The organism is Novosphingobium sp. (genome assembly GCF_965229225.1).
GTDB lineage: Bacteria > Pseudomonadota > Alphaproteobacteria > Sphingomonadales > Sphingomonadaceae > Novosphingobium.
On sequence record NZ_OZ245867.1, the window covers coordinates 1452850 to 1466463 of the forward strand.

The window sequence follows — 13614 nt, forward strand, 5'->3', positions numbered from 1 at the left end:
GGTTCCGATGGGAGGTCGCAGCCCTCCCCTGCCCCCGGTCAGAAGCCGACGACGAGCGTCCCGCTGATCGTGCGCGGAGCGCCGATCTGCGCGAAGTAGGTAGCGGTGTGGAGCAATGTGCCGCCCACGCCGCCGACCGAGAACGAGTCGAACAGGTTGTAGACGTTGAGCTGCAGGTAGCTCCCGCGGCCGATGCCCTTGAGATTGAAGCGCGCATCGAGATTGACGAAGGTATAGGCCGGGATCTGCGCCGGATAGACTTCGTTCCCGCCCGAAACCACGGGAAGGTTCTCATCGTTGTAATAGCGCGGACCAGTGCGCTTCGCCGTCACGCCAAGATCGAACGGCCCGACCGAGCCACGGATCGCGCCGCCATACGAATACGTCGGGATGCCGGATTCGCGCTTGCCTGCAGTCGCCGCAAACGTGGTCGCATTGACCTGCACATCGTTCTGGATCTCGGACTTGATCGCGCTGGCGAAGGCGTAGAGGCTGATCGCCGGGATCGGCTGGTACGACACATACCCGTCGAAGCCGTACTTCTTCACGTTGCCGAGGTTGCGGTGGACGGTGGTATCGAGTTCGGGATCGTAGGCGCTGGCGAGACGGTCCTTGAACTTGTTGTAGAAGCCCGAGATCTCACCCTGAACCTTGCCGGTGCGATAGCGCACGCCGGCATCGAAGTTGTCGGTCGTCTCGGGTCGCGGCTGCGCCTGTTCGGTGCCAAGCGGAAACACGAAGGCGTTGTAGAGGCTGTCCGTGCCGGGAACCGAGAGGCCCTTCGAGTAGTTGGCAAAAAGGCTCACGCCGCTGCCAAGCCGGTAAACGAAGCCGACGTTCGGCAGGACCCGGTTGAAGTTGAACACGCGCTGCTGCGGTGGCGCAACGCCGGTGATCTTGTTCGTGGTGCTGTTGAAGGAATAGGGATTGGCAGCGGCATAGGCCGCATTGAGTGTGGCATCCTGCCCGAAGCAATCGACGTTGCCGCTGGCCGAGGTGGCGAAGCAGTAGTTCGTCAGGTTGCGCTTGAAGAAGGGCGCCCGCACCCCGGCGTTGACCACGAGATTGCCGCCGAAGAACTCGCCGCGGTATTCGCCCGCGACTTGCTGGAGGATGGCGAATGAGAGGCGGTCGCGCTTTTCGACGACCACGCCGTTGGCTCCGGTCAGCGGCTTGTTGATGGGGAATACGTCCGTCGGCTCACCGTCGAACTGCAGGGTGCCCACCTCGCCGGTCTGGCGGTGGCGCGCGCGGTCATAGGTATAGGCGATGCGCACCGTGTTGGTCGGATCGATATCCCACCTGAGGCTGGCAATGAGGCCGATGCGCCCGGTCTGGGTGTGGCTGGGCGCGAGGAGCGTGACCGAATCCAGCGAATCGCCATCGCCGTTAAGATCCTTGCCGAAGTAGTACCGCCCGCCAAGGAAGCCGGTGTAGCTCGTTCCGGCAATGGTGCGGGTGCTTTCAAGGCCGGTCACGGTGCCGCCGCCATTGGCCTTGACCCACTGGTAGCTCGGATCGACCGTGAGGACGAGGTGATCGGCCAGCGTGAAGCGCGAGGAAATGCGCACGTTGCCGGTGTTGGAGGGGTTATAGCGGCGATCGAATTCGGTGCCGCAAGTGCTGGTGGCGTCCGCCTTGCCCGTCACGCCGAGGGCAACGGTGCAAGGATAATTGACCGCATAGCCGCGCTCGTCGGAATTGCTTGGGAAGCGATTGCCCGAGCCCGAACCGACAGTGCGGTTGGCATCGTTACGCAGCGGTAGCGAGCCGAAGAAGTTGTTGCGGTTCTGGTTGTAGTGCGCGGCAATCGCGATGAAATCGTCCCCGGCAAGCGGCTGATAGAGCTTGGCGTTGTACTGCTGCTTGTTGACCTTGCCGTAGTTGTTGAAGGGATTGTCGTTCTTGGCGGAGCTGGCGGAAAACCACGCGCGAGTGCCGCTCGCAGTCAGGTCGCCGGTTTCCACCTTCACAAAACCACGGCGGAAATTGTACTCGCCCACCGAACCTGAAACGAGCAGGCCGAGGTCGTGGTCAGGGGTCTTGCTGCGATAGTTGACCGTGCCGCCAACGGCCGACGCAGTGGGGCTGTCCACGTCGGTCGTGCCGAGGTTGACGTTGACCTCCGAAATGATCTCCGGATCGAGCTGCTGGTTCGAATAGATCGCATAGTTGCCCGAATCGTTGAGCGGCACGCCGTCGAAAGTCAGGCTGATGCGGCTCGAATCAAAACCGCGGATGCTCAGCGTGCCGCCGGCCGAACCATACGCGTCGTTGTTCTGGAAGCTGACGCCGGGGATCAAATTGATCGTATCAAGAATGGTCTGACCAGGGTTCTGGCGCTGGATGGTTTCCTGCGTCAGAACGGCCTTTGCCTTGGGCGTATCGGGAGAGGCAATGCCGGCGACCTGCTGAGTACCGCGCGTGCCGGTGACTACGATCGCATTGTCGAAATCAACCGAGCCGGTCGATTGCGCCAGCGCCGGCGAACACAGCGCGGTTACGCCGATCGCAATCGGGCTGGCCGCAGCAAGAAGGGAGGGGTGGAAGCGCATCTCGTTTTCTCCGATTGGGGATCGATTGATCCGGCGCGGAGAACGGCACCCATCGAGGGCCACCAGCCTGGTAACGAGAGTAGATCGCCCGCCTCCGCATGGCCCCGCTCAGAGCACGCGAAAGTGACAGGATTACTACGAACGACATGACCCAAAGAGCCATATTCGCAGCATATCGAGTAACTTATGATAAAGTTATAGATCAGTATCGGCGAGCACGAAAAAGGCCCCGGTATCACTACCGAGGCCTTGTTTCCTGTTTGTGACCCATCCAACCGGACGGGAACTAGGTCAGTCGACCACGGCCACCATGTGCGGCAGCTTGGCAATCGCACCACGGACTTCAGCGGTGTCTTCCAACTCCACCACGCGGTGCATCTTGCCCAAGCCCAGACCGATGAGGATCTGCTTCTGGCTTTCCGGACGACGGATCGGCGAACCGATCTGCTTCAGCTTGATCTTTGCCATATCGATTACTCCACGATGGCCGCGGCTTCGGCCTCGGCCTCAACCGGAGCCGCACCGCCACGACCGAGCAGGTCGGCAATCTTCTTGCCGCGACGCTGCGCAACCGACTTGGGGCTGGTCTGATCGGTGAGCGCGTCGAACGTTGCGCGGATCATGTTGTACGGGTTCGAAGTGCCGACCGACTTGGTGACAACGTCATGAACGCCGAGGCTCTCGAACACGGCGCGCATCGGGCCACCAGCGATGATGCCGGTACCGGCAGGCGCCGAGCGGAGGTTGACCTTGCCGGCACCGAAACGGCCCTTGCCGTCGTGATGCAGTGTGCGGCCTTCCTTCAGCGGGATGCGGACCATGGTCTTCTTGGCCGAAGCCGTCGCCTTGGTGATCGCTTCCGGCACTTCGCGCGCCTTGCCATGGCCGAAGCCGACACGGCCCTTGCCATCGCCGACCACAACGAGCGCGGCGAAACCAAAGCGCTTGCCGCCCTTGACGGTCTTGGACACGCGGTTGATGTGGACGAGCTTTTCGATCAGCTCTTCACCGCCGTCATCGTCACGGCCGCCACGGCCATTACGATCATCACGGCGACCACGGCCACCGCGTTCACCGCCACGGTCGTTGCCACCACGACCACGGCCGGGGCCACGATCATTGCGGGGACCACGGCCCTCGCGGGGAGCCTCGGCAGCAGCTGCTTCGGGGGCGACAACGCCATCCAGGTTGGTTTCGTCAGCCATCTTAGAACTCCAGCCCGTTTTCGCGGGCAGCGTCGGCCAGCGCCTTGACGCGACCGTGGAACAGGAAGCCGCCGCGATCAAACACGACAGTGGTGATGCCGGCAGCCTTGGCGCGTTCGGCAATGTCCTTGCCAACCTGCGCGGCGGCATCAACCGTTGCGCCGACCGACTTCTGGCCCTTGACGAGGCTGGAGGCGGCAGCGAGCGTCGTGCCCGCGGCGTCGTCGATGATCTGCGCGTAGATGTGACGGCCGGAACGGTGCACCGACAGCCGCGGACGGCCACCGGAACGAGCCTTGAGCGCGGTACGGACGCGCTGGCGGCGGCGATCGAAGAGCGAGAGCTTGGCCATTACTTCTTCTTCCCTTCCTTGCGGAAGATGAACTCGCCAGCGTACTTGATACCCTTGCCCTTGTAGGGTTCGGGCTTGCGCCAGCGACGGATCTCGGCGGCCACCTGGCCGACCTTCTGCTTGTCGATACCCGAGATCAGCACCGTGGTGTTGTCAGGGGTCTTGATCTCGATACCCTCGGGGATCGTGAAATCGACATCGTGGCTGTAGCCGAGCTGCAGCTTCAGGTTGGAACCCTGAGCCGCTGCGCGGTAACCGACACCGGTGATGTTGAGGGTCTTGGTGTAGCCCTCGGTCACGCCGGTCACCAGGTTGTCCACGAGCGTGCGCTGCATGCCCCAGAACGCCCGAGCGGCCTTGGTGTCATTCGCCGGCTTCACGATGATGGCATCGCCATCGACCGTGTAGCTGATCTCTTCACGCATGCTCAGGGTGAGAGTGCCCTTGGGGCCCTTCACGGTGATCACGCCGTTCGCGATATCCGCGGTGACGCCGCTGGGGATCGTCACCGGCTTCTTGCCGATGCGGCTCATCAGAACACCTCCGCCAGCACTTCGCCGCCAACGTTCGCAGCGCGTGCTTCGGCATCCGAAAGCACGCCCTTCGGCGTCGAGACGATGGTGATGCCAAGGCCGTTGCGGACCACCGGGAGTTCCTTGGAACCCGAGTAGACGCGGCGGCCCGGCTTCGAGACACGGGCAACGTGCTTGATCGCAGGCTGGCCTTCGAAATACTTCAGCTCGATGCGCAGCTGCGGGTGGGCGCCAATGGCGTCCTCCGTGAAACCGCGGATGTAGCCCTCGCGCTGGAGAACCTCGAGCACATGGAGACGCAGCTTGGAAGCGGGCGAAAGGACCGAGTCCTTCTTCGCCTGCTGGCCGTTGCGGATACGGGTGAGCATATCACCCAGGGGATCGGTCAATGCCATTTCGTGATCCTTACCAGCTCGACTTGGTCACGCCGGGGATCATCCCCTTGTTGGCGAGATCGCGCAGTTCGATGCGGCAGAGGCCGAACTTGCGGTAGTAGCCGCGCGGACGACCGGTGGTGTTGCAGCGGTTGCGCACGCGGGTCGGGTTCGCGTTGCGCGGCAGCTCGGCCATCTTGAGGCGAGCGATCAGGCGCTCGGTCTCGTCCAGCTTCTCGTCGCCTGCAACGGCCTTCAGCGCAGCATACTTCGCCGCGAACTTCTGAACGAGCTTCTTGCGACGCTCATTCTTGTTGATGGAACTCAGTTTCGCCATGGACTTAAGCTCTCTTCTTCAAAACCTTGGCGAGCCAGTTGGCTCGAGCCGGGACATCCGGGTTGTTCAGTTCTCAGGCAGCCTGCTGCTCTTCAGCAGCTTCGCGCGGGAACGGGAAACCGAAGAGACGGAGCAGCTCGCGCGCTTCCTCGTCGGTCTTGGCGGTGGTGGTGACGATGATATCCATCCCGCGCACCTTCTCGATCTGGTCGTAGCTGATCTCCGGGAAGATGATCTGCTCTTTCAGACCCATCGCGTAGTTGCCGCGTCCGTCGAACGACTTGGGGTTGAGGCCCCGGAAGTCGCGGATGCGGGGCATGGCGATGGTGATGAGACGGTCGAGGAATTCGTACATCCGTTCACGGCGCAGGGTAACCTTGCAACCGATCGGCATGCCTTCACGCAGCTTGAACTGCGCGATCGACTTCTTCGCCTTGGTGATCACCGGCTTCTGGCCCGCGATGAGTTCCATCTCGGCGGCAGCAGTGGTGACCTTCTTCTTGTCCTGGCTCGCCTCGCCCACACCCATGTTGAGCGTGATCTTCTCGATCCGGGGGATCTCCATGTGGTTCGCATAACCGAACTTGGCCTGCATCGCAGCAGCGACTTCGGCCTCGTACTTCGCCTTCATGCGCGGCACGTACTTATCAGCCATCGATCGTCTCCCCGGTCTTGACGGCCACGCGGACCTTCTTGCCGTCCTTCACTTCGAAGCGCACGCGGGTCGCCTTGCCGTCCTTGCCGGCGAGGCCCACCTTCGAGATGTGCAGCGGAGCCTCGCGGCGGTCGATGCCACCCTGCGGGTTCTCCTGGGTGGGCTTGCGGTGGCGCGCAGCAATGTTGATGCCGGCCACGACAACCTTCTCGTCCTTGGGCATGACCTGCAGCACCGTGCCGGTGCGGCCCTTGTCCTTGCCCGAACGGACGACGACAGCGTCACCCTTCTTGATCTTGGCAGCCGACATCACAGCACCTCCGGCGCAAGGCTGATGATCTTCATGAAGCCGCGGGCGCGCAGTTCACGCACCACAGGGCCGAAGATGCGGGTGCCGATCGGCTCTTCGTTCTTGCCGACGAGCACGGCGGCATTGGTGTCGAAGCGGATCACGCTGCCATCGGCACGACGTACGTCCTTGCGGGTACGCACGATCACCGCACGGTGCACGTCGCCCTTCTTGACGCGGGCGCGGGGCTGAGCTTCCTTGATCGACACGACGATCACGTCGCCGACGCTGGCAAAACGACGCTTCGACCCGCCCAGCACCTTGATGCACTGGACGCGCTTCGCGCCGCTGTTGTCAGCGACTTCGAGATTGGACTGCATCTGGATCATTGATCCGGTTCCTTCTCACTGGCTTGCCGGAACCAGTCCGGCAGTTCCAAAATGGTTTGCGACTTAGACGTCGGCTTCGATCGCGGCGGCCTTGCCGGCTTGCACGCGGTCAACAACCTTCCACGTCTTCAGCTTCGAAATCGGCGCGGTCTCTTCGATGCGCACGGTCTCACCGGCCTTGAACGAGTTGGTCTCGTCGTGGGCGTGGTACTTCTTCGAACGGCGGATGATCTTCCCGTAGAGCGGGTGCTTCACCTTGCGCTCGACCTTGACCACGACGGTCTTGTCGGTCTTGTCGGAGACGATCGTCCCGATCAGGATACGCTTGGGCATAGTCTGTTCCTTACGCCTTGGCGGCCGAGCTGCGCTCGGTCTGCAGCGTCTTGATGCGGGCGATGTCGCGGCGGACTTCGCGGATGCGGGCCGGCCGTTCGAGCTGGTTGGTTGCCGCCTGGAAACGCAGGTTGAACGCCTCACGCTTCAGCTCGGCGAGGTCAGCCTGAAGCTGATCGTCGGACTTGACGCGCATGTCTTCAAACTTTGCTTTGCTCTGGGCCATCATTCGCCTCCGAGGTGCGAGGTGTCGCCGAGGCGGGCAACGACCTTGGTCTTGATCGGCAGCTTCATAGCAGCGCGGCTGAAGGCCTCGGCCGCGAGCGGACCGGCGACGCCGTCGAGCTCGAACAGGATACGACCCGGCTTCACGCGGGCTGCCCAGTATTCGATCGAACCCTTGCCCTTGCCCTGACGGACTTCGGCAGGCTTCTTCGACACCGGCACGTCCGGGAAGATGCGGATCCAAAGGCGACCCTGGCGCTTGATGTGGCGCGTGATCGCACGGCGCGCGGCTTCGATCTGGCGAGCGGTAACCCGCTCCGGCTCGAGCGCCTTAAGGCCATAGGTACCGAAGTTCAGGTCGGTGCCACCCTTGGCATCACCCTTGATCCGGCCCTTGAAGGCCTTGCGGAACTTGGTCTTTTTCGGTTGCAGCATGGTTCTGTACCTACCTTAGCGCGCCGGACGGACGCCGGAGGTTTGAGCCTCCATCATCAGCCGGTCCTGCGCCATGGGATCGTGACCAAGGATTTCACCCTTGAAGATCCAGGTCTTGATGCCGATCACGCCGTAGGCGGTGTGCGCCACAGCTTCGGCATAATCAATGTTGGCGCGCAGCGTATGGAGCGGCACGCGGCCTTCACGGTACCACTCGACCCGGGCGATTTCCGCACCGCCGAGACGGCCGCCGCAGGTGATCTTAATGCCTTCGGCACCGAGACGGAGAGCCGACTGCACCGCACGCTTCATCGCACGGCGGAAGGCCACGCGGCGAACGAGCTGATCGGCAATGCCCTGCGCAACGAGCTTGGAGTCGATCTCGGGCTTGCGGATCTCCACGATGTTCAGCTTCACGTCGCTGGCAGTCATCTTGGCGAGCTGGCTACGCAGCTTCTCGATGTCCGCGCCCTTCTTGCCGATGATGACACCCGGACGGGCAGCATAGATCGAAACGCGGCACAGCTTGGCCGGACGCTCGATCACCACCTTCGAGATGGCAGCCTGCGGCAGGTGCTCCATGATGAACTTGCGCATGGCAAGGTCTTCACGAAGCAGGTTCTGGTAGTTGCGGCCTTCCGCGTACCAGCGGCTGTCCCAGGTGCGGTTGATCTGCAGGCGCAGACCGATGGGGTTCGACTTGTGACCCATGATCAGGCCTCCTCACCGTTGGCCGCAGCCTCACGCACCACGATCCGAAGACGCGAGATGGGCTTGAGAATGCGGGTGGACTTGCCGCGACCACGGGTGTGGAAGCGCTTCATCGTGATCGACTTGCCGACCGACGCCTCGGCGACGACGAGCGCGTCGACATCGAGGTTGTGGTTGTTCTCGGCGTTGGCGATTGCCGAGGCGAGCACCTTGCGTGCATCAACCGCCATCGCCTTCTTCGAGAAGCTGAGGATGTTCATCGCATCTTCAGCGCGCTTGCCGCGGATCAGAGCAGCCACGAGGTTCAGCTTCTGGGCCGAGCCACGGATCTGCGTGCCCACCGAAAGCGCTTCGTTGTCAGCAACGCGGCGCGGGGATTTAGGCTTGCCCATCAGCGCTTGCCCTTCTTGTCAGCGGCGTGGCCCGGGAACGTGCGCGTGGGCGCGAACTCACCGAGCTTGTGGCCGACCATCTCCTCGTTGACGGAGACGGGAATGAACTTGTGCCCGTTGTAGACGTTGAACGTCAGGCCAACGAACTGCGGCAAAATGGTCGAACGCCGCGACCAGGTCTTGATCGGACCTGCACGCGAACCGACGTCCTGGGCCACTTCGGCCTTCTTCAGGAGGTGCAGGTCGACGAAGGGTCCCTTCCAGACGGAACGTGCCATGGGGTGTTACCTCTTCTTCTTCGCGTGACGCGAACGGATGATCATCTTGTCCGTCTGCTTGTTGTGACGGGTACGGGCGCCCTTGGTCGGCTTGCCCCACGGCGTGACCGGATGACGGCCACCCGAGGTGCGGCCTTCACCACCACCATGCGGGTGATCGACCGGGTTCTTGGCGACACCGCGGGTGAGCGGGCGACGACCAAGCCAGCGGCCGCGACCGGCCTTGGCAAGGTTTTGGTTCGAGTTGTCGGGGTTCGAAACCGCGCCAACCGTGCCCATGCAATCGCCGCGCAGGTAGCGCTGTTCGCCCGAGTTCAGACGAACGATGACCATACCCCGGTCACGACCGACGAGCTGGACATAGGTGCCTGCCGAACGGGCGATCTGACCACCCTTGCCCGGCTTCATCTCCACGTTGTGGATGATCGTGCCGACCGGCATCTGGCTGAGCAGCATCGCGTTGCCCGGCTTCACGTCGGTCTTTTCGCCAGCGACAATGGTGTCGCCCACGGCCAGACGCTGCGGCGCGATGATGTAGGTCTGTTCGCCGTCCTCGTACTTGACGAGCGCGATGAACGCGGTGCGGTTGGGGTCGTACTCCAGACGCTCGACAGTCGCGGGCATGTCCCACTTGCGGCGCTTGAAGTCGATGAACCGGTAGCTCTGCTTGTGGCCGCCCGCGATACCGCGGCTGGTCACATGGCCCTTGTTGTTGCGGCCACCGGTCTTGCTCTTGCCCTCGGTCAGCGCCTTGAGCGGCTTGCCCTTCCACAGCGACGACTTGTCGACGAGGATCAGGCCGCGCCGGGCGGGGCTGGTCGGGTTGTAATTCTTGAGTGCCATCGTTCTGCCCTCAGATCCCGCTGGTGACGTCGATCGACTGGCCAGCAGCCAGCGTGACGACAGCCTTCTTGAAGTCCGAACGCTTGTAGGGCTTGCCCTTCCAGCGCTTGGTCTTGCCGTCCTGGTTCAAGGTGTTCACCTTGGTCACCTTGACGCCGAACAGGGCTTCCACGGCCGCCTTGATCTGCGGCTTGGTGGCCTTGTCGGCGACCTTGAACACAACGGCGTTGTGCTCGCTGAGCAGCGTCGCCTTCTCCGTGATGTGGGGAGCCACGATCACGTCGTAGTGACGCGTGTCGATGCCTTCCTTAGCCATTGAAACGCGCCTCCAGCTTTTCGATCGCAGCGCGCGTCAGCACCAGCGTATCATGCTTCAGGATGTCGTAAACGTTCGCGCCGACCGCCGGGAGCACGTTGACCCCGATGATGTTGCGCGCGGCGCGGGCGAAGTTGTCGTTCACCGCTTCGCCGTCGATCACCAGCACCTTCTTGCCGAAGCCCGCCTTGGCGAGCGTGGCGGCCAGCGTGGCGGTCTTGCCGTCGGTGTCGAGCGTGTCGACCACGACGAGACCACGACCTTCGGACTGCGCCTTGGTCGAGAGCGCCATCTTCAGGCCGAGCGCACGGATCTTCTTGTTGAGCGAGGGGTTGAAGTCACGGACACGCGGACCGTGAGCCTTGCCGCCGCCGATGAAGATCGGAGCTGCACGATCACCGTGACGGGCCCCGCCGCCACCCTTCTGGTTGCCCAGCTTCTTGCCGGTGCGCGCCACGTCCGAACGCTCACGCGCTCCGCGGGCAGTGCCACGGCGCTTTTCGAGCTGCCAGGTGACGATGCGGTGGAGGATGTCGGCGCGCGGAGCGAGCCCGAACACGGCATCCGAGAGCTCGGCTTCGCCAGCTGCGGTGCCATCGAGATTGAGGACCTGAACCTTCACGACTTAGCCCTCCTGACCATCGACAGTGGTCTCGACAGCAGCGGTGTCTTCCGCCGGCGTGTCGGCCGCAGCCGTGTCATTCATGTTGGCAGCCTGCTTGATGCCGGCGGGATAGGGAGCCTCGGCGTGGCGATCGATCTTCACCGCGTCGCGCATGAGCAGCCAGCCGTTCTTCGATCCGGGCACAGAGCCCTTGACGAAGATAAGGCCGCGCTCGTCATCCGTGCGGACGACTTCGAGGTTCTGCTGGGTGCGCTGACGGTCGCCCATGTGGCCGGCCATCTTCTTGTTCTTGAACACGCGGCCCGGATCCTGGCGGTTACCCGTCGAACCGTGGGCACGGTGCGAGATCGACACGCCGTGGGTGGCACGCATACCGCCGAAGCCCCAACGCTTCATGGCGCCGGCGAAGCCCTTGCCCTGGGTGTGACCGGTGATGTCGACATATTGGCCAGGCACGAAGTGCGAGGCGGCGATGGTCGAGCCGACTTCGAGCAGCGCGTCATCGGCGACGCGGAACTCGGCGACTTCCATCTTCAGTTCGACTTCAGCCTTGGCGAAGTGCTCGCGCTGCGGCTTGGCGACATTCTTTTGCTTGGCCTGACCAGCGCCGAGCTGAACAGCGACGTAACCGTCGCGCTCTTCGGTGCGGACCGAAACCACCTGGCAATTTTCAAGCGCCAGAACGGTAACCGGCACGTGCCGTCCGTCGTCTTGGAACACTCGGGTCATCCCGAGCTTTTTAACGATCACGCCGGTGCGCATGACCATACTCCTTACAGAGGCCTTGCGAGGACCATCCCCGCGAGGCGTGTTCAGCCCGTATGTGAAACGCGCCCCGTCCGGGCTGAGTGCCCCCGCCGGTGCGGCAGGAGCGAACGGGGGACGCTTGCCCGACTGTGGCCCATTTGGGCCGGCGCCGGAGGTATCCCATTGTCCGAGAGGTCAACGACCTCTAAAACTCTGGTACTTCTGCCCGAAGGCAGAAGCGAATTCTTACGCGAGCTTGATCTCGACGTTCACGCCAGCAGCGAGGTCGAGCTTCATCAGCGCGTCCACCGTGGCGGCGTTGGGCTGCACGATATCGAGCAGCCGCTTGTAGGTGCGAACCTCGAACTGCTCGCGCGACTTCTTGTCGACGTGCGGACCGCGGTTGACGCAGAACTTCTCGATGCGCGTCGGCAGCGGAATGGGGCCCCGGATCAGCGCGCCGGTGCGGCGAGCGGTGTCAGCGATTTCGCCAGTGGCCTGATCGAGCACGCGGTGATCGAAGGCTTTGAGGCGAATGCGGATATTCTGGGCGTCCATGTCCGTTTACCGATGCGAAAGAGCTAAAACAAAAAGACCAGCCGCTCCGCCCTCTCACCCTGCCCCAGCTGTTGAAGCGAGGAGAAAGCGGGCCACTGATCCGTAAAAACCGGCCGGCGGGAGAGCGAATCTCCCGCCGGAGCGCGGCCTATATTACTTCGTGATCGTGCTGACAACCCCCGAACCGACGGTACGGCCACCTTCGCGAATTGCGAAGCGCAGACCCGGATCCATCGCGATCGGAGCGATCAGCTTGACCGACAGCGACAGGTTGTCGCCGGGCATGACCATCTCGGTGCCCTCGGGAAGGATCACTTCGCCGGTCACGTCGGTGGTGCGGAAGTAGAACTGCGGGCGGTAGTTGGCGAAGAACGGCGTGTGACGGCCACCTTCGTCCTTCGACAGCACGTAGACTTCAGCCGTGAACTCGGTGTGCGGCGTGACCGAACCGGGCTTGCAGAGCACCTGGCCGCGCTCGACGTCTTCACGCTTCACGCCGCGAACCAGCGCACCGATGTTGTCGCCGGCTTCGCCCTGATCGAGCAGCTTGCGGAACATTTCGACGCCAGTGACGACGGTCTTCTGGGTGTTCTTGAGGCCAACGATCTCGACTTCCTCGCCAACCTTGACGATGCCCGTCTCGACACGGCCGGTCACGACGGTGCCGCGACCCGAGATCGAGAACACGTCTTCCACCGGCATCAGGAACGGCTTGTCGGTCGGACGCGGGGGCTGCGGGATCCACGAGTCAACGGCGGCCATCAGCGCGTTGATCGAATCGCGGCCGATAGCATCGTCGCGGCCTTCAAGCGCGGCAAGAGCCGAACCCTTGACGAACGGAATGTCATCGCCTTCGAAGCCGTACGAGCTCAGCAGCTCGCGCATTTCCAGTTCGACGAGCTCGAGGATTTCCTCGTCGTCAACCTGGTCGACCTTGTTCATGTACACGACCAGCGCGGGGACGCCGACCTGACGCGCAAGCAGGATGTGCTCACGGGTCTGCGGCATCGGGCCGTCCGCCGAGTTCACGACCAGGATCGCGCCGTCCATCTGGGCAGCACCGGTGATCATGTTCTTCACATAGTCGGCGTGACCCGGGCAATCGACGTGCGCGTAGTGACGGTTGGCGGTCTCGTACTCGACGTGTGCAGTCGAGATGGTGATGCCGCGCTCACGCTCTTCCGGAGCCTTGTCGATGTTCGCGTAGTCGGTGAACGTCGCGCCGCCGGTCTCGGCGAGCACCTTGGTGATCGCCGCCGTCAGGGTGGTCTTGCCATGGTCGACGTGACCGATGGTGCCGATGTTGCAGTGCGGCTTGGTCCGCTCAAACTTAGCCTTGGCCATTGCTCAAACCTTCTTCTCTAAAAAATTGCAGATACTGCGGGTTCGAGACGGCGCCCGCTGAATCAGGCGCCGCCCCTAGATTGATCCGCTTGCTTATGCAAGCCTGCCATCACCCGGA

The 13614-nt window shown here is 62.9% G+C and carries 22 protein-coding genes; all 22 read right to left on the reverse strand.

The annotated features are described in order from the left end of the window. Nucleotides 1-38: 38 nt before the first annotated feature. The 22 genes from ACO06X_RS06465 to tuf all read right to left on the reverse strand — a co-directional run bounded on the left by ACO06X_RS06465 (nt 39) and on the right by tuf (nt 13496). Nucleotides 39-2555 (reverse strand): TonB-dependent receptor, encoded by a 2517-nt coding sequence (locus tag ACO06X_RS06465; protein WP_421839131.1) that lies wholly within the window; start codon nt 2553-2555, stop codon nt 39-41. A gap of 291 nt (nt 2556-2846) precedes the next feature. Next, nucleotides 2847-3023 carry a 50S ribosomal protein L30 gene (rpmD, locus tag ACO06X_RS06470; RefSeq protein ID WP_298164281.1) on the reverse strand — a complete coding sequence of 59 codons (177 nt, stop codon included), beginning with the start codon at nt 3021-3023 and terminating at the stop codon, nt 2847-2849. A gap of 5 nt (nt 3024-3028) precedes the next feature. Then, nucleotides 3029-3760 (reverse strand): 30S ribosomal protein S5, encoded by a 732-nt coding sequence (gene rpsE, locus ACO06X_RS06475; RefSeq protein ID WP_298164279.1) that lies wholly within the window; start codon nt 3758-3760, stop codon nt 3029-3031. Nucleotide 3761: 1 nt separating this feature from the next. Then, entirely contained in the window at nt 3762-4112 is a 351-nt protein-coding gene (gene rplR / locus ACO06X_RS06480) for a 50S ribosomal protein L18 (RefSeq protein WP_421839132.1), read from the reverse strand. Beyond that, a complete protein-coding gene (gene rplF / locus ACO06X_RS06485; protein ID WP_421839133.1) occupies nt 4112-4645 on the reverse strand; it encodes a 50S ribosomal protein L6 in 534 nt (177 codons plus the stop codon). The genes rplR and rplF overlap by 1 nt, the downstream gene beginning before the upstream one ends. Further along, nucleotides 4645-5040, reverse strand: a complete 396-nt coding sequence (gene rpsH, locus ACO06X_RS06490; protein ID WP_421839134.1) for a 30S ribosomal protein S8 — start codon at nt 5038-5040, stop codon at nt 4645-4647. The genes rplF and rpsH overlap by 1 nt, the downstream gene beginning before the upstream one ends. Before the next feature lie 10 nt (nt 5041-5050). After that, on the reverse strand, nt 5051-5356 hold the full coding sequence (gene rpsN / locus ACO06X_RS06495; RefSeq protein WP_421839135.1) for a 30S ribosomal protein S14: 306 nt from the start codon (nt 5354-5356) through the stop codon (nt 5051-5053). A 73-nt stretch (nt 5357-5429) separates the two neighbouring features. Continuing rightward, nucleotides 5430-6011 (reverse strand): 50S ribosomal protein L5, encoded by a 582-nt coding sequence (rplE, locus tag ACO06X_RS06500; protein ID WP_421839136.1) that lies wholly within the window; start codon nt 6009-6011, stop codon nt 5430-5432. Further along, the gene (gene rplX, locus ACO06X_RS06505) at nt 6004-6321 is read right to left on the reverse strand and encodes a 50S ribosomal protein L24 (RefSeq protein ID WP_421839137.1); all 318 of its coding nucleotides are present in this window, start codon (nt 6319-6321) and stop codon (nt 6004-6006) included. Before rplX ends, rplE begins: the two co-directional genes overlap by 8 nt. Next, on the reverse strand, nt 6321-6689 hold the full coding sequence (gene rplN / locus ACO06X_RS06510; protein WP_054121079.1) for a 50S ribosomal protein L14: 369 nt from the start codon (nt 6687-6689) through the stop codon (nt 6321-6323). The genes rplX and rplN overlap by 1 nt, the downstream gene beginning before the upstream one ends. Nucleotides 6690-6752: 63 nt before the next feature. Beyond that, nucleotides 6753-7022 carry a 30S ribosomal protein S17 gene (gene rpsQ, locus ACO06X_RS06515; RefSeq protein WP_072379290.1) on the reverse strand — a complete coding sequence of 90 codons (270 nt, stop codon included), beginning with the start codon at nt 7020-7022 and terminating at the stop codon, nt 6753-6755. 10 nt (nt 7023-7032) lie between these two features. After that, nucleotides 7033-7248: a 50S ribosomal protein L29 gene (rpmC, locus tag ACO06X_RS06520; protein ID WP_421839138.1), complete on the reverse strand. Its 216-nt coding sequence runs from the start codon at nt 7246-7248 to the stop codon at nt 7033-7035. Then, nucleotides 7248-7682: a 50S ribosomal protein L16 gene (gene rplP / locus ACO06X_RS06525; protein WP_421839139.1), complete on the reverse strand. Its 435-nt coding sequence runs from the start codon at nt 7680-7682 to the stop codon at nt 7248-7250. The genes rpmC and rplP overlap by 1 nt, the downstream gene beginning before the upstream one ends. 15 nt (nt 7683-7697) lie before the next feature. Then, nucleotides 7698-8393: a 30S ribosomal protein S3 gene (gene rpsC / locus ACO06X_RS06530; RefSeq protein ID WP_067913290.1), complete on the reverse strand. Its 696-nt coding sequence runs from the start codon at nt 8391-8393 to the stop codon at nt 7698-7700. A 2-nt stretch (nt 8394-8395) separates the two neighbouring features. Then, the gene (gene rplV / locus ACO06X_RS06535; RefSeq protein WP_421839140.1) at nt 8396-8785 is read right to left on the reverse strand and encodes a 50S ribosomal protein L22; all 390 of its coding nucleotides are present in this window, start codon (nt 8783-8785) and stop codon (nt 8396-8398) included. Next, nucleotides 8785-9063 carry a 30S ribosomal protein S19 gene (gene rpsS, locus ACO06X_RS06540; protein ID WP_067913284.1) on the reverse strand — a complete coding sequence of 93 codons (279 nt, stop codon included), beginning with the start codon at nt 9061-9063 and terminating at the stop codon, nt 8785-8787. Before rpsS ends, rplV begins: the two co-directional genes overlap by 1 nt. 6 nt (nt 9064-9069) lie before the next feature. After that, nucleotides 9070-9906: a 50S ribosomal protein L2 gene (gene rplB / locus ACO06X_RS06545; RefSeq protein WP_421839141.1), complete on the reverse strand. Its 837-nt coding sequence runs from the start codon at nt 9904-9906 to the stop codon at nt 9070-9072. A gap of 10 nt (nt 9907-9916) precedes the next feature. Further along, nucleotides 9917-10222 (reverse strand): 50S ribosomal protein L23, encoded by a 306-nt coding sequence (locus ACO06X_RS06550; RefSeq protein ID WP_336896647.1) that lies wholly within the window; start codon nt 10220-10222, stop codon nt 9917-9919. Further along, nucleotides 10215-10844, reverse strand: a complete 630-nt coding sequence (gene rplD / locus ACO06X_RS06555) for a 50S ribosomal protein L4 (protein WP_421839142.1) — start codon at nt 10842-10844, stop codon at nt 10215-10217. The genes ACO06X_RS06550 and rplD overlap by 8 nt, the downstream gene beginning before the upstream one ends. A gap of 3 nt (nt 10845-10847) precedes the next feature. Beyond that, nucleotides 10848-11609, reverse strand: coding sequence for a 50S ribosomal protein L3 (gene rplC, locus ACO06X_RS06560; protein WP_421839143.1), 762 nt, complete (start codon nt 11607-11609; stop codon nt 10848-10850). Between the two features lie 231 nt (nt 11610-11840). Next, complete coding sequence (gene rpsJ / locus ACO06X_RS06565; RefSeq protein WP_028639306.1) at nt 11841-12152, reverse strand: 30S ribosomal protein S10; 312 nt, start codon at nt 12150-12152, stop codon at nt 11841-11843. 153 nt (nt 12153-12305) lie between these two features. After that, nucleotides 12306-13496: an elongation factor Tu gene (gene tuf, locus ACO06X_RS06570; protein ID WP_421839144.1), complete on the reverse strand. Its 1191-nt coding sequence runs from the start codon at nt 13494-13496 to the stop codon at nt 12306-12308. Between the last annotated feature and the right edge of the window lie 118 nt (nt 13497-13614).